This window comes from Nonlabens dokdonensis, from assembly GCF_002162835.1.
Lineage (GTDB): Bacteria > Bacteroidota > Bacteroidia > Flavobacteriales > Flavobacteriaceae > Nonlabens > Nonlabens dokdonensis_B.
Window position 1 is genome coordinate 26,029 of sequence record NZ_MAAX01000108.1, and the last position, 17,323, is coordinate 43,351.

The window sequence follows — 17,323 nt, forward strand, 5'->3', positions numbered from 1 at the left end:
AAATAGTAGATTATGTTTGGAAAAGCCCTCAAAATTAACAATATTTGAATGGTCTTCAAATTTAAATTTATTTCATCATTGCTTTTTTTGAGTTTGTTTGAGGACCAACCTATTGAAAACGAAATCCCGATCTTGAGAAAGTCGGGATTTTTATTTTAAGAACTCTTATCAAAACAAAGGTGCCTTAAAGACACTAAAGTAATATTACCATTCTTTGCCAAAGCATTTACTATTCTCTACATTCAAATACGGTCCATAACAAGGAATCAATTTGTAGCCATTTTTCTCGTAAAGAGCAATCGCTTCAGCCTGGCGTATTCCAGTTTCTAAAACACACTTTTTATAATCCAACTCAAGAGACCAACTTTCTAGTTCTGTAAGAATTTGTGATGCGATTCCTTTACCTCGATAATCAACTAAAGTAAACATGCGTTTCACTTCCATGGTTTCTTTATCAAATGGTCGTAGTGCGCCACAACCTACTGCAACCTCGTTTAAATAGGCAACTATTACATACTGTAATCCTTCAATTTTATTAAACTGGTTATAGAAATCATGCTCGTCACCATCCGTCACAGCTAGAAAAGCATCGAGATCTTTCACCAGTTGCTGGAAATCTTTGTTTTGTGATGTGACGCGTTTGAGTTGAAGCATGTTTAAAAAGTTACTGTTTTCTAGTTATCAAAAAAGCAGCAAGAAAACTTGCTGCTTTAAATATTCATCTTTGTCAGTCTGAGCTTGTCGAAGACGAGTTAGTAACTAACAATTCTTTACTAAAAAATATTCCTAGAAAGGCAAATCATCATGATCTTCATTCTTTGAGTTAGAAACTGGTTCATACTCATCAAATGGTGGTACTTCTGGAGCTCCAGCTGGTGCGCTTGCACCTACTTTTTCAATTCTCCATCCTGCGATAGAGTTAAAGTATTTCGTCTCTCCTTGTGGAGATTGCCACTCACGACCTCTTAAGTTGATTCCTATTTTTACAGGTTCGCCTACGTTGAATGCATCAAGCAAGCTCGTTTTATCCTGTACAAACTCGATCATCAAGTGCTGCGGATACTGCTCTTCAGTAGTTACAACAAGCTCGCGTTTCTGGAAACCGTTTGCTCCGTAAGTTTTCGTTTCTCCTATTAGTTTAATTTTTCCTTGTACTTCCATAGTCTATAATAATAAATAATTCCACGCATTCAGGATTTCTCCTCTTGCGATGAGCTCTTTTGCTCCGTTATGTTTATCTGTTGTAGAGAGGTTGAATAATTGTTCCGCTTTCGCGAAAGCTAACACTTCTTCCTTCTCTGGGATCTTTTCAATATTTCCTAACTTACCAAGATCATTTCCTGTAAGTATATCGCTATTTCTAGCATGTTCTGGTAACGCATCAACGCCTACACCTAATGTAGATAGCGGCTTTGCTACCTCAAACATCGCATCTTTAGAGCGACAATACCAGTTGCCACCCATTCTTGCTACCGTATCAATTTTAAAGGGATCGATCTTATGATCAGCATCAAGAACCTTGTCATTTACATGAACCATAACCACTTCACAAATGATGAGGTTACCAGCGCCACCTTCCTGACCCAGCTCTACGATATCTTTTACTTTACATTCAAATTGAACTGGACTTTCTCCTACTCTTGGCGGTGCGACGATGTCACTTGCTATCGCAGTAAGACCAGCTTTTTCAAACTCATTCACACCTTCGGCATACTCAGTGCTTGACAAAGACATTTGTTGAACGATGTCGTAATTTACTATATTGATAACCACTTCTCCAGTAGCTTTTGCATTCAATAAAGTATGCTTTACCGTATTATTTCTCACACGTCGAGCAGGAGAAAATATCATCACTGGCGGATTTGCACTAAACACATTAAAAAAAGAGTATGGCGATAAATTCACCTTTCCATTCTCATCTATTGTACTAGCAAAAGCGATAGGACGCGGCTGCACCGCTCCTAGCATAATACTGTGAAGTTGAGCCGTTTCTATGTCTTTAGGATTGAGTTTCAAGCTGTGATTTTAGTAAGTTACAAAGGTAAGATTTTAATTGAGAAGTTGAGAATGCTGCTGTCGTAAAATCTGTAATGAAGATTCCGCACTCAATGCAGGATTTGCTAGAATCTCTCTCGTGATCAATTTCTAAGCGCTCACTAGATATCAAAATAAAAACTCCTTTCCTTAAAAAAGGAAAGGTGGATTTGACTCGGTAGAGGCAAAGACGGAAAGGTTTTGCAGTGCTGGAATATATATCTAAACCTATCATTTTTAAAATCAGTCCTCAATTAGTTGGTGATTTTTCCATCTTCAAGTTCAATTTCTATTTCATCTTCATTTTGTTTAACTTTCCCATCTTCCATAAAACCTCCAAACCATGAGACCTAAATCTCACATTTCTTCGGCAGCATCTTTTCTAGTTTTAATAGTAATGATTTGGTATGCTTTTCATAGCCAGACACCTTCTTCGGATTTGAAGGATCATGTCCCAGAAACTAAATGGTCTACAGCTCGTGCACTAGATCATGTGAAAGCTATTTCTCTACAACCTCATTATATAGGTAGTGATGCTCATAATGATGTAAAAAAATACATTGAAACAGAGCTTAAAAAAATGGGACTGGATGTCACCACTCAAAAAGGTTATGACATCAGCTGGAATGGTAACATGTCTCAACCAGAAAATATTCTCGCTCGTATTAAAGGTTCTGAGTCCGGAAATAAAGCTTTGGTATTACTAACACATTACGATAGTGATCCGCATTCTAGTAAAGGAGCAAGCGATGCTGGTAGTGGTGTGGCAACAATTCTAGAAGGAGTAAGAGCTTACTTAGCTGTAAACAAAGTTCCTAAAAACGATATCATTATCTGCATTACCGATGGTGAGGAGCTAGGATTAAATGGCGCCAGCCTTTTTGTAAACAAACATCCATGGGCAAAAAACGTAGGTTTTGTACTCAATTTTGAAGCTCGTGGTAGCGGTGGACCAAGTTATGTCCTGGTAGAAACAAATGGTGGTAACCGCAAAATAATGGAAGAGTTCATGGCGGCTGGAACAGATTATCCTGTGGCAAATTCGCTCGCTTATAGCATCTACAAAATGATTCCTAACGATACTGACTTGACTATTTTCAGACAAGATGGTGATATCAACGGTCTCAACTTTGCTTTTATAGGAGATCATTATGATTACCATACGGAACTGGACAGCTATGAGCGATTAGACCGCAATACACTAGCACATCAAGGCTCATATTTAATGCCGTTGTTAAATCATTTCGGCAATCTGGATATGACAGATCGAGTGATGGTAGCTCAAGGAGATGATCTGGTTTACTTTCCATTGCCATTAGTTAAAATGGTCAGTTTTCCATTCAGCTGGCTGGCTGCCATGATCATAGTTAGTGGTGTATTGCTTTTATTTTTGATCATTTTAGGAATCCGTAAAAGACGTATTACTGCAAAATATTTATTCGGTGGTTTTATTCCATTCCTTGGTAGTTTAATTATCGGTTTTTTATTGAGCAAATACGGTTGGGAAGCTATCCAGACTGGTGAATTTTACATAGATCAGCTGCATGGTTTTCCTTATAACGGTTACTGGCTTCTTGCAGCATCTGCTTTTGCTGCTGTCACCATTTGTTTTTTCTTGTATCATAAATTTTACCATCGCGATCGCATTGCTAGTTTGAGTGTCGCACCTTTGATCTTGTTATGGATCATAAGTGTCGCAATAGCCTTTCCAGTAGGCGATGGTGGTTTAATTCCAGATGTTTATTTAGGCGGCGCAGGTTTCTTTTTGATTCCGCTATTTGCTGGATTGATCATGTTATGGCTCAATATTTATCATAAACGACCTAGCTACGTTTTACTATTACTCCTTGCTGTTCCTGCGATTTTTGTTTTCGCACCATTTATAAAAGCCTTTCCAGTGGCTTTGGGTATGAGTATTCTTTTTGTTGCTGCCGTTTTAAGCACGCTATTATTCGGCTTGCTTGTTCCTATTTTAGGACATTACCGCAAGAAAGGGTTACTATCTTTTGCTTCTTTATTGGTTACCATAACTTGTTTGTGTTTCGCTTTCGCGAAAGCGGAATTTTCACAAACCCAACCCAAACCTACCAGCTTGATCTACGTTCAAAATCAAGACGACCAGACCGCACAATGGGCAACCTATGATCGTGCATTGTCAGATTGGACCAAGGAAAAACTGGGCGAAAAACCACAACTTGCCAAAGAATTAAATGCCAACTCCATAGATTCAAAATACGGAACAGGATTCACTTATGCGGCGAAAACCATCTATCAAGACTTACCTGAAGTAGCTCTGGAATTAGTTGCAGATGCTACAGTAAATGATTTACGTACAGTTAAGTTTAAGGTCTCCAGTGAGAGCGATGTGCATAGATATGAAGTTTTTGCAGACTCTAAATATGTTTTTGAAAAAGCAATGGTAAACGGATTAGAAATCGAGCCTAGCGGTAAACCTAAAAAGCCCTTTGCAAACAGATGGGGCAACCGATTCTTAAGCTACTACGTGAAAAATAATGCACCACTAGAAATGGAACTAACTTTTGATGCGGCAACAGAGCCTGAAATCATCATCTATGCAGCGTCATTTGATCTACTAGAACAAGAGCAATTTAATGTCTCACAAAGACCTTTAGATCATATGTCAATGCCTTTTGTATTAAACGATGCTGTGTTGAGAAAACGCACGGTAAAACTATCAAAAGATTTCAGACAACCCAATGATGAGGTAACCTACGAACTAGCTGAGCCAAATGCAGAGTAAGAAAACAATCGGTATCTTAGGTTGTGGCTGGTTAGGTTACGACCTTGCGTTAAAGTTAAAAAAGCAAAATTATCAAGTAAGAGGTACGTCTAGATCTCAAGAAAAATTAGAAAAGCTTAGGCAAAATGGTATTCAAGCTTTTGAAATAGATCTTACTGAAGATAAAATCTATGGTGATTTACAAGGTTTTCTAGAACATCTGGATAAACTCGTTATTGATATTCCACCAGGATTGCGTAAGAATCCAGAGAGTAATTTTGCCTACCGCATGAGAATGTTGATGCGATTTGTGCAGGTCTATGAAATACCTCATGTCATTTTTATTTCTTCAACTTCAATTTTTGAAGATCGAGAAGACATTCCATCTTATGACGAACATTCTATTCCTAACGCTACCAGCAACAGTGGTAAAAAAATCATCGCAGCCGAAGAAGGAATACAAAAGATGGCACAAAAATCTACTATTATCAGACCATGTGGTTTGATAGGAGAAGATCGCCATCCTATTAAAATGCTAGCTGGTAAAAGCGGAATCAAAAATCCAGATGCGCCCGTGAATCTTGTATCACGAGATCATGTGAATAAAATCATCCAAAACGTGATTGCTGGTAAAATCGACGCTCCAGTGATTCATGCCATCAGTGAACCTCATGCAAACCGCAAAGTTTATTATCAAAAAACCGCAGAAGAATTTGGGTTAGAAGCTCCTATTTTTGAACAGGATAAAACTAGTGTTGGAAAGAAGATTGTTTCAATGATTAAATCATCATAAGAGGAGTCATTTATTTTGTATATTTTAATGAAAGTAAAACTTCTAAGTCTGAATAATTTTTATCAATTCTTTTTTTTGAATCGCAAACTAAAAGCTTTCCCCTTTATTTCAAAGGGGAAAATTTAATTCGTTTAAGAATTAAATAAGGGGTTTGCGCTGCTAGAAATATTTCAAAATTTTGTTTTTCAGAAAAGTATTAGCATCGTTTCAAACCCTTTTCATTTGTCGCTGTCACTACCAAATCTCTTTCCCTTCTTCTGAAGGTAAATGCTTCGAATTTTCATAGTTTATAAGGTTTGACATGCCAACTGTTTGTATTGGCATTGTCTAAATCTGTTCTTGATGATTGAACTGGTCTGAATTCTTGATTTAAAGAATAAGCCGTATTGCATTATACCCTTTTTGTTTGTCGCTGTCGATTCCAAATCTCTTTACACTTCGACAATTCAGCATAATTTGTCCAAGATTACCTGTTTTTCAAGTAATGTTTTAAAAAGGTATTGGAAAGTCTGTCGTTAAAAATGAAATGAGTGAAGCGGTAAAAAGAAAAATTGTTGATGCTTTTAAAAGATGATGTTTTCAAAAAAAACATTTAGTTTTTCAGCAGTTTGTAAAATCAAAATAGTTTTATTTTTCTTTAGCGCAATGAATGAAATTTTTAGACAGGTGTTCCATAGCCTAGATCTTTTTGGTTACTTTTTGGAGCAATGCGAAAAAGTAACAGGAGCAAGAAGTTTTCAAAAAAGACAATTATTATTGCAACCAACTGTTTTAAACAATTAAAGAATCCGTAGATTCAAGCAGTGAAAAAGTTTCTTTTTAAACATAAGATCAAACTCAGCGTCCTAACGGTTTTACTCATTTGGTATGCAGTGTGTTTACCAGAAAAATTATTTGATGTTCCTTATTCTACAGTAATAGAAAGTAAAGATGGCAGGCTGCTCGATGCACACATTGCTAGAGATGAACAGTGGCGTTTTCCTGCGGTAGATTCTGTTCCATATCGGTACAAACAAAGCTTGTTGCAATATGAAGATGCACATTTTTACAGTCATCCAGGATTCAATCCAGTTTCTATAGGAAGGGCATTGGTAGATAATATTTCGGCAGGAAAAGTGGTCCGTGGAGGAAGTACGATTACACAACAAGTGATCCGGCTGGCACGTAAGAAAGAACGTAAATACTACGAGAAATTTATAGAGCTTATTTGGGCAACACGTTTGGAGTTTCGGCTTACTAAAGAAGAGATTTTAGAACTTTATGCTAGTCATGCACCTTACGGCGGCAATGTGATCGGTCTGGATATGGCGGCGTGGCGTTATTTTGGAAGAAAACCACATGAACTCAGTTGGGCAGAAAGTGCTACGCTTGCCGTTTTGCCTAATGCGCCAGGATTGGTCTATCCTGGAAAGCGAGAAAGTCTACTTAAAGAAAAACGTGATCAAGTCTTACTTAAATTAAAAGAAGAAAACATTATTACAGAAATGGATTACGAACTCGCTATTTCTGAAAACGTACCGACTCAAGATTTTAGAGTACCGCAACTGGCGCCGCATTTGTTGCAAAGAGCTAACAAGGAATACGGTACCAAAAAACTGCGCACCAGTATTGATTATGAGATGCAAGAAACAGTGAGCCGTATTGTAAAAAATCATCATAGAGTCTTGCAACAAAACGGAGTAAACAATCTTGCCATGCTGGTTCTGGACGTAGAAACCCAAACCGTTGCTGCTTACGTAGGAAACGCACCTACTACCAGAGAACACAGTAAAGATGTAGATATTATCACTGCGCCACGTTCTACAGGTAGTGTTTTGAAGCCTTTTTTATATGCTGCGATGCTGGATGATGGTGAATTATTACCTCATAGCTTAGTAAAAGACACACCTACTATAATTGACGGATTTTCTACAGAGAATTATGATAAAAAATATACAGGAGCAATTCCTGCTTCTCAAGCTTTATCCAGGTCTTTAAATGTTCCAGCAGTGCGACTGCTACGAGAGCATACTGTACCACGATTTTACAATAAGTTACAAGATTTAAAACTTTCTCATCTCAATCGCGGCGCAGGAACTTACGGATTGAGTCTGATTATTGGTGGCGGCGAGAGCAGCCTTTGGGATATGAGCCGCGCCTATTTAGGAATGGCCAAAACCTTAGAGCTTTATACAGAAAACAGCAGTCAGTACGATCCTAATATTATGAATAGGTTGAGTTATCTCGATAATAGTGTGGATCTCGCTTTCGCGAAAGCGGAACAACCATCAAACAATAAAGAAATAAGCTGGTCATTAGAACCATTCATCTATGGTGCAGGAAGCATTTACCACACATTTGAAGCGATGAAAAAGGTAAACAGACCAGAAGGAGAAGAAATCTGGCACTTCTTTAATCCAGACAGAGAAATCGCCTGGAAGACAGGAACAAGTTTTGGAAATCGCGATGCATGGGCGATAGGCGTGACACCTAAATACATCATAGGCGTCTGGACGGGAAATGCCGACGGAGAAGGACGTGCCGAAATGACGGGAATAGACAGCGCCGCGCCAGTACTTTTTGATTTGTTCAATCGATTACCCACGCAACAATGGTTTGCGCCACCTTATGACAATATGCTAGAAGTTCAAACCTGCAAGCAATCTGGTTATCTCGCCACACCATTGTGTGAACCTATCAACCAATATATTCCAGCAATAGGGGAAAAATTCGCTTCGTGTCCGTTCCATAAATCCATAAATCTAGACGCTACAAAAACCTATCAAGTAAATGCCGATTGCGAGCCAGCATCACAAATAATTACACAGTCGTGGTTCACGTTGCCGCCAGTCATGTCCTACTATTATTCAAGAGCCAACCCTAGTTACCAACCATTACCAGATTACAGAGCAGATTGTGTGCCTTCCACAGATGATGTAATGCGTTTTATAAAACCAAAACACAATACCACAATTACTTTAACTAAAAATGTGGAAGGCGAGCAAAACAGCGCCATTTTTGAAATTGCTCATAAGAAAAGCGACACAGAGGTTTTTTGGTATCTAGACAATGAGTTTTTAGGAGCTACTAAAAACTTTCATGAACTAGCCATTTCTGGTAAAAAAGGAAAACGATTAATTACTGCAGTTGATGAAGATGGAAATGATGTGCGTATTTATGTGGTTTTTGAGTAAGTAATAAATTGGGTACTTATACTTATTGTTTATAAAAATTAACTATTTAAATTTAAAAACTAATTAAATTCTTATAATTCATGACTAAATCCATTCACGGATGGAGTGTCAATAGAACCGATAAAATAATGTTACAATAAATGCACAAAATTAAAAACCTAATTGCAGCGAGTATATTACTCGCTGCTTTTTTTTCAGAAGCGCAAGAAAGATCGTTAATAGAAAATATAGGGGTAAAAATAAACTATTCACAAACCAATAGTTTTGAAAGAGACTTTACGCCAGCTGTTCTTGATTGGCAACATAAAAATTACAGGACATTTAGGCTAGGATTAAGTTATGATGTAGCAACTAAAAAAAAATGGAATTATAATTACAACATCTCTATTGATTGGTCTAAAGATATTATTAATTATACTATTAATGATCCAGATTTTGATGAACAAGTTTTTTCTAGAAGATTAACTGGTAATGGAACTGTTTATTTTATTTTTGAAAGTCAATTTCTTTATGCCTTGAACAAAAGCCAGTCTTTACATGGGATGATAGCTCCACAGATTAATTTCACTTTATTTGATGACGAAGGTAGGTCAGGTATAGGTGGTTCAAATTCATTAAATGGTTATTCTTATAGATTAAATACTGTTGACCGCAATCGCATAATAAGACCAAGTCTTGCCTTAGGTTTACAATATGATTTACCTACTAAGACTAAAATGAGATTAGGTGCTTTTTATTCGTATTCTTTTACTCCTATATACTTTGGAGAGTTTACTTATGAAAATTCTAATGGCGTTACTGCCTCGGGAGAATGGGAACAGAAAGGACATCAAGCCGGTATTACTTTTCAGATATTTCCTTTTTTTAAAAGACCAAGTAATTAAATATTTACCACCCACAAAAAGGCTTCTCACTTATATAAGAATTATAATAACGATTATCTCCTGTTACTTCTTGACCGATCCAATCTGGTAGCGAGAATGATTCTTCTTCAGACTTCAACTCGATCTCAGCCAGGTTAAGGCCGTTGTTTTCTCCGTGAAAGATATCTATTTCCCAAATATGTTGTTCTATTTGAATTTCATATCTGGTTTTATCGATTACACCTGGTAAACAGAGTTGCAGAAGTTCCTCAGCTTCTTGAGTAGTAATTTCTTTTTCCCATTCATAACGAGATAAACCGCTGTCGTTTGATTTTCCTTTTATAGTTAAGAAACCTTGATCGCCTTTTAATCGCACGCGTACAGTTCTTTCAGGATCTGTAGTAAGATATCCTTGCGTGATTCGTTTTCCTGTTTTGTCTTTTAGGAAATCGATTGTTTTGAGAAGGAATTTGCGTTCTATTTCTGTCATGGGTTGTTCAATTGTTATGCAAGATATGATTTTGTGAGGATTGTCATCCCGCAAAATTTAACGTTTCATAATCTTAATAAGTACGAACGGCTTATTCCAAATTCATCTGGGATCTGCTATTTCTTTTGTAAATCTGTTTTGATAGGTTTTCAGCATGGCGTCAAACCCTTTTGGTTGCTCCATCGGCGGTGCCTCTGTCGACGCCAACCTGTTTTCCCTTCATCTGAAGGGAAATACTACTAATAGAAGATAAAAATTTTGAGATTTGATATGCTCACTATTCTTGTTGACATCGTCTAGATCTTGTTTTTAATAACAAATGCGATCATGTTAATGAGATCCCAGATAATTCGCTTAGGCAAATTTCTAGGATTGGTGACTTATAGCGATCTCTTTTAATTCATCGCTCTCAATCCGTACTTTATCATATCCATTTACAGCTATATAAATCATTGCTTTTGCGATTGTTTTTGGTTCTATGGTACGATATTTTTTCAGAAATCCTATTAGTAGTGGATCAATGAGTTTTTGAAACTTTTTCCAGGCACTTTCAAAGGATCGTTTTTCCTCTCTGGTGCCACCTATTAAAGCTGGCTGTACAAAGTAGGATTCGGTAAATCCTAATGCTTCTATGTCTCGTTCCATTGCTCCTTTGCCACGATTGTATATAAAGCGGCTATCAGGATTGGCACCTAATGCAGAGATAGCAATTACTTTTTCTACACCATTTTTTAAAGCCACTTCAGCAACTTGTAGTGGTAAATCGTGTTCAATTTTATAATAGGTTTCTTTATCAGGTGTTTTGGCTTGCGTCGTTCCTGTACAAATAAATAAATGATCGCCTTTTAATTGTTCCTCATAAGTTGTAGGATCAAATAAATCTGCGATGTAATTCTTATGTTTTGGGTGATTGTTTTCAATTCGCTTTCGCGAAAGCGTAACTACCTTATCATATCTAGAATTTTCTAATAACTGATTTAATAAAACGCCACCTGTTAAACCTGTTGCGCCAATGATTATTGCTGTAAAACCCATTTGAGAAGTATGTTAATGTATATCGTTTTCTTTGTGAAAGGTAGTAATTTTGAAGCATGCATGAACTGGCAGATAGAAAAATTATACATGTAGATATGGATGCGTTTTATGCATCTGTAGAGCAGCATGATGATCCAGACTTGCGAGGCAAACCTATTGCCGTAGGTGGCGGCAGTGATCGTGGTGTTGTGGCAGCGGCTAGTTATGAAGCTCGCAAATACGGCGTGCGCAGTGCGATGCCTAGTGTTACTGCAAAACGTTTGTGTCCAGATCTCATCTTTGTTAAGTCCAGATTTGATAGATACCGAAAGGTATCTGCGCAGATAAGAGAGATTTTTCATGATTATACAGATCTTGTAGAGCCGCTTTCCTTAGATGAAGCTTATCTAGATGTCACAGAGAATAAGTATGATTTCCCAAGCGCAACGATTATTGCATATGAAATAAGAAGACGCATTTATGAGACTACAGGAATTACAGCAAGCGCTGGAATATCAGTGAATAAATTCATTGCCAAAATTGCTAGCGATTATAACAAACCTAACGGCCAGAAAACGATCGTGCCCGAAGAGATTATTGAGTTTCTAGAAGAACTAGAAATCCGCAAATTTCATGGAATAGGGAAAGTTACTGCAGAGAAGATGTATCAATTTGGCATATTTACTGGAAAGGATCTGAAAAGAAAGTCTCTAGAGTTTTTAGTAGAGAACTTTGGTAAAAGTGGTAGTCATTATTACAAAATTGTAAGAGGTATTCATAAAAGTCCTGTAAAACCAGATCGAATAAGAAAATCTCTTGGCGCAGAACGCACTTTTTCTGAAAATATATCGAGCGAAGTTTTCATGAAAGAGCGACTGATTCAAATTGCTGAAGAGATTGAAAAACGCATTGCAAAATCTGATGTATCAGGGAAAACAGTCACGCTTAAGATCAAATATCGAGACTTTAAAACGCAGACTAGGAGTAAAACATTGCCATATTTCATACGCGATAAGCAGACAATTTTAAATACTGCTATAGAGCTTATGGAGCAAGAAAGTTTTCGCGAAAGCGTACGCCTACTAGGCATTACACTTAGTAATTTAAATACTGGCGAAGAGGAAGAAAGTGATTTTGTTGAAGTTCAATTAGGATTTTCGTTCTAAAATATTAACAAATCTTATGCTGAAATTAAACTTCAAATTATAGACCTTTGAGAATTATGCAGTTAAAAGATTCTCAATTCACCATTATTCATAACGAACTTAAGTCTACTCCATTATTACCTTGGGAAATGGTCAAGAAGCTACTTTGGGATCTTGATAAAAATCTTATGGAAGATATAGACTGTATTGCTCAAGAATGCAACTGGCATTTCAAATACTTTATTGATGGGTTTTCGCATTTTAAAAATTACAGCATCGTCATAGCAGATAAAGACTTAACTATTTGCGCTGCATCTTCAAATATTTATGACATGACTGGTTACACTGCAGAAGAAATGGTAGGTAATAGACCTAGCATATTGCAAGGTGTTGATACAAACGAGGATAGTAAGTTTTTATTAAAAATTGCTATTGATGAAGAAGTACCTTTTCATAGTAGGCTAGTAAATTATACTAAAGATGGCACTAGTTATGGCTGCGAGATTCACAGTTTTCCTATTTATGATGGAACTGGTAACCTTTCTCATTTTATTGCCTTTGAAAGTGAATATTACGCTTAGAGTCTAAAATAAAAAAACCGCTTACAATGAATGTAAACGGTTCTATTTTTTCATTAGCGTGTAGCTTGTTATTCTACCTCTGAGACGCGTAGGGTATTTACCATACCGTGGTTTGCAACTGGCATAGAAACTAAGTTGATCAAGAAATCTCCTTTTTCTACAAATCTTTTTTCTCTAGCAAATTTATTTACGTCTTCAATTGTCTCATCCGTACTTACATAACGATCGTACAAATAGGCCTTAACTCCCCAGAGTAAACTTAACTGTGTGAGTATGCGTTCATTACTGGTGAAAGTAAGAATATGAGCGTCTGGTCTCCAGGCACTTATTTGAAATGCTGTGTAACCAGAATTAGTCATGGTTGTGATGGCTTTAGCATTCATCTCATCGGCCATTTTTGCAGCGTGGTAACAAACAGATTTAGTTATATAACGCTTCGTTTTAATATGCGGTGCAGAGTGAGGCACTGATATCAAATTGCTATTCTCTACTGTTTTACAAATACTTGCCATTTTTTCTATCACCTGAACTGGATACTGTCCTACAGAAGTCTCTCCTGAAAGCATCACAGCATCCGCTCCATCCATTACGGAGTTTGCAACGTCATTTACTTCGGCTCTAGTTGGAGTAAGACTGGTAATCATTGTTTCCATCATTTGTGTTGCGATGATAACAGGAATACGAGCTTTCTTTGCTTTAAGAACTAATTGCTTTTGAATCAATGGTACTTCATGTGCAGGGATTTCTACACCCAAATCACCACGAGCAACCATAAGTCCATCACAATAAGCAACTATCTTATCGATATTTTCTACGGCTTCTGGCTTCTCGATTTTAGCAATGATCGGTATTTTATTTTCTGAGTGTTCTTTAATTAAATCTTGCAATTCAATTAAGTCTCTACTATGACGCACAAATGAAAGTGCCATCCAGTCTACTTGCAACTCACAAGCAAATTTTGCATCGACTACATCTTTCTCAGTTAAGGCAGGTAAAGAAATATTTGTTTGAGGTAAGTTGACTCCTTTTTTAGAGCGTAATGGACCACCTTGAATTACCTTAGTAACAACGTCTTTCTCTCCATCAGTAGAGATTACTTCAAACATTAATTTCCCATCATCTAAAAGAATACGCTCACCTGCTTTAACATCTCTAGGAAAGTGCTCATAATTCATATAGACACGCTCTGCAGTACCTTTAAACGGCTCACCAGTAGAAATAGTAATTTGGTCTCCAGGCTGTACGACTACTTCTTCTTTCATGACACCTACCCTAAGTTTAGGCCCTTGAAGATCTCCTAGAATTCCTGTCGCAAAACCATGTTCCTTGTTTAAGTCGCGTATCATTTGCACGCGTTCTTTAACGGCGTCATGATCTGCGTGGGAGAAGTTGATTCTAAATACATTAACGCCAGCTTTCATCATATCCAGCAATACTTCTTTTTTTGAAGTAGCCGGACCTAATGTCGCGACGATTTTAGTTTTTTTAGTGTTTGGCATTATTCAAATATTAAATAATCTTGTTGTTTAATTTTAAAGGTATCTATTTGATAGACACTTATAACTTGGGGTATTTCCCCAATGGAATTTATCATTTTTTTAAGCGGAAAAACATCTTCCTCTTTCTCGATTTTGAGTAAAAAATCTACAGTACCATATTCTTTGATTAGGACAGTTTTTACTTTTATAGACTCATTATTATCAAACAAACTAGACGTTATAGGTTGATGAGTTGCTGTTCCCCAATATTTATTTGGTATCAAATAAAGAGGTGCATTTTGTTCCTGGTCAAAATATTTATAAACAGGATAATTTGCGGTGTAAGCTGGCTCCACTATATCTTGATCTTTTGTACACCTACTAAAACTCTTAAGCAAATGCTTGTTTAAAAGATAAGCCATTCTATATGGCTCTAGCGTAGAATGTATCGCAATTAAAATATATGGCTCGTCTTCTAATTCCCAATCTGCTAGTTTGTGAATGGCCATTCTTTATCCTCTTTAACCTTGCTAATTTAAGAATACTCAAAGCAATCTCATTACGCATTAACTTTAAATAAAGGTAAATATTTACGAAAACGATAGTAGTTTATACTTTAATTTTCTGATTTCGCAAAAAGTCAGGTTTGATTTAGAGAATTACGTCTCTTATGGAGCAATTAAAATTTGTCCTGTAAAGCAAAGTAAGCTCTTTTGCTTGCTTTTTCTTCAGCTTTCTTTTTTGAAGTAGCTCTAGCTTTAGAAATTACTTTTTTATCTATGGTAAGTTTTACAGAGAAGTGTTTTACATCGTCTGCACCAGAATCTTCGTAAGTGTTGTAGTCAAATTTCTTTTTATGCTTTTGACACCACTCGATAAGTAAACTTTTATAAGATATAACCTTTCCTTCTAGCTTTTCAATATCTACGTATGGCTCTACTACTTTTTTGCAAATAAACTTCTTGCATGTTACATAGCCTCTATCTAGATATACAGCTCCTACTAAAGCTTCAAATAAGTTACCATGAATATTTGCTCCAAAGTTGCGTGTAGGCACCTGAGTTTTTGCATATTTTATGAGACCAAAATCTTGACCCAACTCATTTAAGTGCTCACGACTTACAATTTTAGATCTCATTTTTGTCAAATAGCCTTCATCGCCACTAGGGACTTCATTAAAAATATACTCAGCAATAACCGCTCCTAGGATAGCATCACCTAAAAATTCTAATCGCTCATAACTTTTAGCATAACCCATGTCAGTTTTGAGCCCCATAGATTTGTGTGTAAATGCTGTTTCATAGAGGCAGATATCCTTAGGCTTTAAACCAGTAATAGACTTTATAGCATTAAATAATTGCTCGTTAGTATGAACAGTACTTCGAGATTTGAATATTTTGCGAATTCTATTCATAAATAGGAAAAGACCTGATTAGATCTTTCTAAAAGCAATACAACAGTTGTGACCACCAAAACCGAAAGTGTTACTCAATGCAACATTAACTTCTCGTTTTTCAGGTTCATTGAGAATTAATCTTAAGGAAGGATCAATATTTTCATCTACAGTGTTGTGATTAATTGTAGGTGGCACAATACCTTCATTAATTGCCATAACACTTGCAATAGACTCAATTGCACCTGCAGCACCTAAAAGGTGACCAGTCATAGACTTAGTAGAATTGATACTTATATTAGGTGCATGATCACCAAAAACCGCTTTAATGGCTTTCAACTCTGCAACGTCACCTAGCGGTGTAGAAGTTCCATGAGTATTAATGTGATCTACATCTTCAGGATTAATACCTGCGTTTTGTAATGTATTTTTCATTACTGCGATAACACCACGACCTTCAGGATCTGGCGCAGTAATATGATATGCATCACTTGAGAAGCCACCACCTATAACCTCAGCATAGATTTTTGCTCCACGAGCTTTTGCATATTCATAATCTTCTAGAACTAAGGCTCCAGCACCTTCTCCTAGTACAAAACCGTCACGAGTCGCATCAAAAGGGCGACTTGCAGTTTCTGGATTCTCATTGCGAGTAGATAAAGCATGCATGGCATTAAAACCACCCATTCCTGCTTGAGTAACTGCAGCTTCAGAGCCACCTGTCACTATAACGTCACAATGTCCTAATCTTATATAATTTACAGCATCGAGCATCGCATTTGCACTAGAAGCACAAGCAGATACGGTCGTGTAATTAGGACCCATAAAACCATATTTGATAGAAATATGAGCTGGCGCGATGTCTGCAATCATTTTAGGTATAAAGAAAGGGTTAAATCGTGGCGTACCATTACCAGCAGCAAATGATTTTACCTCTTCCTGAAAAGTTTCTAGACCACCTATTCCTGCACCCCATATAACACCTACTCTAAATTTATCGATGGCGTCTATATCAAGTCCAGAGTCTGCTATCGCTTCATCACCTGCAACCAGTGCGTACTGGGCAAATCGATCCATGCGTCTAGCTTCCTTACGGTCTATAAAGTCAGTGACTTTAAAGTCTTTGACCTCACAAGCGAATTTTGTCTTAAAATGTTCTGTATCAAAATATGTGATAGGAGCACAACCACTCTTACCAGCTTTTAATGCTTCCCAATATTCCTCAAGGTTATTCCCTATAGGAGTAAGGGCACCCATTCCTGTAATGACAACTCGCTTTAATTCCATGTAATTTTACTTTATACTTAAAGAGCTTAAAAATACCTTTAAAAAATCAATATAATGATTCTTAAGATATTTTTAAGCTCAGAATAGTATTACGCTTTTGCTTCCTCTATGTACGAAACAGCTTGACCTACAGTTGCAATGTTCTCTGCTTGATCATCTGGGATCTGGATATCAAATTCCTTTTCAAATTCCATGATCAACTCAACTGTATCGAGTGAATCTGCGCCTAAGTCGTTTGTGAAGCTTGCTTCTGTTACAACTTCGTTCTCGTCAACACCTAATTTGTCTACGATAATTGCTTTTACTCTTGATGCAATGTCTGACATAATAAT

Annotated in this window: 16 protein-coding genes; 6 read left to right on the forward strand and 10 right to left on the reverse strand. The window is 36.9% G+C overall.

All coding sequences use genetic code 11. The features are described from left to right. Positions 1-204: 204 nt before the first annotated feature. The 3 genes from A9Q93_RS06925 to A9Q93_RS06935 form a co-directional block, all read right to left on the reverse strand. Positions 205-654 (reverse strand): GNAT family N-acetyltransferase, encoded by a 450-nt coding sequence (locus A9Q93_RS06925; RefSeq protein ID WP_303686655.1) that lies wholly within the window; start codon positions 652-654, stop codon positions 205-207. 132 nt (positions 655-786) lie between these two features. Then, entirely contained in the window at positions 787-1,161 is a 375-nt protein-coding gene (locus tag A9Q93_RS06930) for a DUF3127 domain-containing protein (RefSeq protein WP_303686656.1), read from the reverse strand. 3 nt (positions 1,162-1,164) lie between these two features. Continuing rightward, entirely contained in the window at positions 1,165-2,016 is an 852-nt protein-coding gene (locus A9Q93_RS06935; RefSeq protein ID WP_303686657.1) for a flavin reductase family protein, read from the reverse strand. 361 nt (positions 2,017-2,377) lie between these two features. Between A9Q93_RS06935 and A9Q93_RS06940 the strand changes: the two genes are divergently transcribed. The 4 genes from A9Q93_RS06940 (at position 2,378) to A9Q93_RS06955 (ending at position 9,624) form a co-directional block, all read left to right on the forward strand. After that, positions 2,378-4,795 carry a M28 family peptidase gene (locus A9Q93_RS06940; protein ID WP_303686658.1) on the forward strand — a complete coding sequence of 806 codons (2,418 nt, stop codon included), beginning with the start codon at positions 2,378-2,380 and terminating at the stop codon, positions 4,793-4,795. Beyond that, the gene (locus tag A9Q93_RS06945; RefSeq protein WP_303686659.1) at positions 4,785-5,567 is read left to right on the forward strand and encodes an NAD(P)H-binding protein; all 783 of its coding nucleotides are present in this window, start codon (positions 4,785-4,787) and stop codon (positions 5,565-5,567) included. Before A9Q93_RS06940 ends, A9Q93_RS06945 begins: the two co-directional genes overlap by 11 nt. Before the next feature lie 803 nt (positions 5,568-6,370). Further along, the gene (pbpC, locus tag A9Q93_RS06950; RefSeq protein WP_303686660.1) at positions 6,371-8,740 is read left to right on the forward strand and encodes a penicillin-binding protein 1C; all 2,370 of its coding nucleotides are present in this window, start codon (positions 6,371-6,373) and stop codon (positions 8,738-8,740) included. Between the two features lie 140 nt (positions 8,741-8,880). Next, complete coding sequence (locus A9Q93_RS06955; protein WP_303686661.1) at positions 8,881-9,624, forward strand: hypothetical protein; 744 nt, start codon at positions 8,881-8,883, stop codon at positions 9,622-9,624. Positions 9,625-9,628: 4 nt separating this feature from the next. Here the strand turns inward: A9Q93_RS06955 and A9Q93_RS06960 are convergent, their stop codons facing one another. Beyond that, on the reverse strand, positions 9,629-10,093 hold the full coding sequence (locus tag A9Q93_RS06960; RefSeq protein WP_303686662.1) for a CYTH domain-containing protein: 465 nt from the start codon (positions 10,091-10,093) through the stop codon (positions 9,629-9,631). A 366-nt stretch (positions 10,094-10,459) separates the two neighbouring features. Continuing rightward, positions 10,460-11,128 (reverse strand): NAD-dependent epimerase/dehydratase family protein, encoded by a 669-nt coding sequence (locus A9Q93_RS06965; RefSeq protein WP_303686663.1) that lies wholly within the window; start codon positions 11,126-11,128, stop codon positions 10,460-10,462. Between the two features lie 56 nt (positions 11,129-11,184). Between A9Q93_RS06965 and dinB the strand changes: the two genes are divergently transcribed. Together dinB and A9Q93_RS06975 are read left to right on the forward strand one after the other, a co-directional pair. Then, on the forward strand, positions 11,185-12,273 hold the full coding sequence (dinB, locus tag A9Q93_RS06970; RefSeq protein ID WP_303686664.1) for a DNA polymerase IV: 1,089 nt from the start codon (positions 11,185-11,187) through the stop codon (positions 12,271-12,273). Between the two features lie 56 nt (positions 12,274-12,329). Beyond that, positions 12,330-12,833: a PAS domain-containing protein gene (locus tag A9Q93_RS06975; protein WP_303686665.1), complete on the forward strand. Its 504-nt coding sequence runs from the start codon at positions 12,330-12,332 to the stop codon at positions 12,831-12,833. A 68-nt stretch (positions 12,834-12,901) separates the two neighbouring features. Here the strand turns inward: A9Q93_RS06975 and pyk are convergent, their stop codons facing one another. The 5 genes from pyk to A9Q93_RS07000 all read right to left on the reverse strand — a co-directional run bounded on the left by pyk (position 12,902) and on the right by A9Q93_RS07000 (position 17,317). Next, complete coding sequence (pyk, locus tag A9Q93_RS06980; protein WP_303686666.1) at positions 12,902-14,332, reverse strand: pyruvate kinase; 1,431 nt, start codon at positions 14,330-14,332, stop codon at positions 12,902-12,904. After that, entirely contained in the window at positions 14,332-14,820 is a 489-nt protein-coding gene (locus A9Q93_RS06985; protein ID WP_303686667.1) for an IPExxxVDY family protein, read from the reverse strand. The genes pyk and A9Q93_RS06985 overlap by 1 nt, the downstream gene beginning before the upstream one ends. Positions 14,821-14,990: 170 nt before the next feature. Beyond that, positions 14,991-15,725, reverse strand: coding sequence for a ribonuclease III (gene rnc, locus A9Q93_RS06990; RefSeq protein ID WP_303686668.1), 735 nt, complete (start codon positions 15,723-15,725; stop codon positions 14,991-14,993). Between the two features lie 18 nt (positions 15,726-15,743). Further along, a complete protein-coding gene (fabF, locus tag A9Q93_RS06995) occupies positions 15,744-16,991 on the reverse strand; it encodes a beta-ketoacyl-ACP synthase II (RefSeq protein ID WP_303686669.1) in 1,248 nt (415 codons plus the stop codon). An 89-nt stretch (positions 16,992-17,080) separates the two neighbouring features. Then, on the reverse strand, positions 17,081-17,317 hold the full coding sequence (locus tag A9Q93_RS07000; protein WP_015361896.1) for an acyl carrier protein: 237 nt from the start codon (positions 17,315-17,317) through the stop codon (positions 17,081-17,083). Between the last annotated feature and the right edge of the window lie 6 nt (positions 17,318-17,323).

Coding starts and splice junctions, on each gene's coding strand:
- rnc (WP_303686668.1), bottom strand. CDS start 15,725: ATGAATAGAATTCGCAAAATATTCAAATCTCGAAGTACTGTTCATACT.
- pyk (WP_303686666.1), bottom strand. CDS start 14,332: ATGCCAAACACTAAAAAAACTAAAATCGTCGCGACATTAGGTCCGGCT.
- A9Q93_RS06985 (WP_303686667.1), bottom strand. CDS start 14,820: ATGGCCATTCACAAACTAGCAGATTGGGAATTAGAAGACGAGCCATAT.
- A9Q93_RS06975 (WP_303686665.1), top strand. CDS start 12,330: ATGCAGTTAAAAGATTCTCAATTCACCATTATTCATAACGAACTTAAG.
- fabF (WP_303686669.1), bottom strand. CDS start 16,991: ATGGAATTAAAGCGAGTTGTCATTACAGGAATGGGTGCCCTTACTCCT.
- A9Q93_RS07000 (WP_015361896.1), bottom strand. CDS start 17,317: ATGTCAGACATTGCATCAAGAGTAAAAGCAATTATCGTAGACAAATTA.
- dinB (WP_303686664.1), top strand. CDS start 11,185: ATGCATGAACTGGCAGATAGAAAAATTATACATGTAGATATGGATGCG.
- A9Q93_RS06930 (WP_303686656.1), bottom strand. CDS start 1,161: ATGGAAGTACAAGGAAAAATTAAACTAATAGGAGAAACGAAAACTTAC.
- A9Q93_RS06955 (WP_303686661.1), top strand. CDS start 8,881: ATGCACAAAATTAAAAACCTAATTGCAGCGAGTATATTACTCGCTGCT.
- A9Q93_RS06965 (WP_303686663.1), bottom strand. CDS start 11,128: ATGGGTTTTACAGCAATAATCATTGGCGCAACAGGTTTAACAGGTGGC.
- A9Q93_RS06945 (WP_303686659.1), top strand. CDS start 4,785: ATGCAGAGTAAGAAAACAATCGGTATCTTAGGTTGTGGCTGGTTAGGT.
- A9Q93_RS06960 (WP_303686662.1), bottom strand. CDS start 10,093: ATGACAGAAATAGAACGCAAATTCCTTCTCAAAACAATCGATTTCCTA.
- A9Q93_RS06925 (WP_303686655.1), bottom strand. CDS start 654: ATGCTTCAACTCAAACGCGTCACATCACAAAACAAAGATTTCCAGCAA.
- A9Q93_RS06940 (WP_303686658.1), top strand. CDS start 2,378: ATGAGACCTAAATCTCACATTTCTTCGGCAGCATCTTTTCTAGTTTTA.